The following is a 537-nucleotide window of genomic DNA, read 5'->3' as shown; positions in this document are numbered from 1 at the left end:
CTTGGTCAGACGAGTTTTGTCCAATTTGTAAACTAATTGCAGAATTTGACGTTGAATAGTCAGATGGGTTCGGAAATTACCGGCATAGGCTGGGGAGGATCGATCCCGTAGGCCTTATTCACTGCGGCCCATGCCCGACGCTCCATATCCTTTAGTTGCTCCATAAATTCTTCATCATCTCGCGGCAAGTTAAGTTCTCCGCGTAGCGCACTCATCAGCTTTACCAAAGCTCGCTGCACTGGACGAATCCTGCTAAAGGTCTCTCTAAAGGATTCCATGCGCATCGGCGCGATAATATCCATGGCCTGACGCTGAACAAGTTCCAGAGCCTTCACATAGTCCTGCGCCGACACCACTAGGTCTGCCAACATCTCCTGCTCTTCGTGCCCCGCGTTCCTTGCCTTGGCGTCGGTGAGCTTAGAAACAAGGCGGCGAGCCTCTCCCTCTGCGAAAACGACCTCGTCTCGTCGCCGACGAATAGGTTCCATTGCCTCTCGAACCGGGTATGAGATAGCCATCTCATGGAGAAAAACCTCC

General features: G+C 52.3%; 1 protein-coding gene. It reads right to left on the bottom strand.

Features of this window, described 5'->3' with window-relative positions:
- Window positions 1-59: 59 nt before the first annotated feature.
- The coding region (locus ACP7BV_RS27800) for a hypothetical protein (RefSeq protein ID WP_426108152.1) at window positions 60-537 on the bottom strand (478 nt) is incomplete at its 5' end.

The organism is Massilia sp. TSP1-1-2 (genome assembly GCF_049896185.1).
GTDB lineage: Bacteria > Pseudomonadota > Gammaproteobacteria > Burkholderiales > Burkholderiaceae_D > Telluria_A.
Note: the sequence above shows the minus strand (reverse complement) of the source record. Positions and strands in the feature narration are given on the sequence as shown.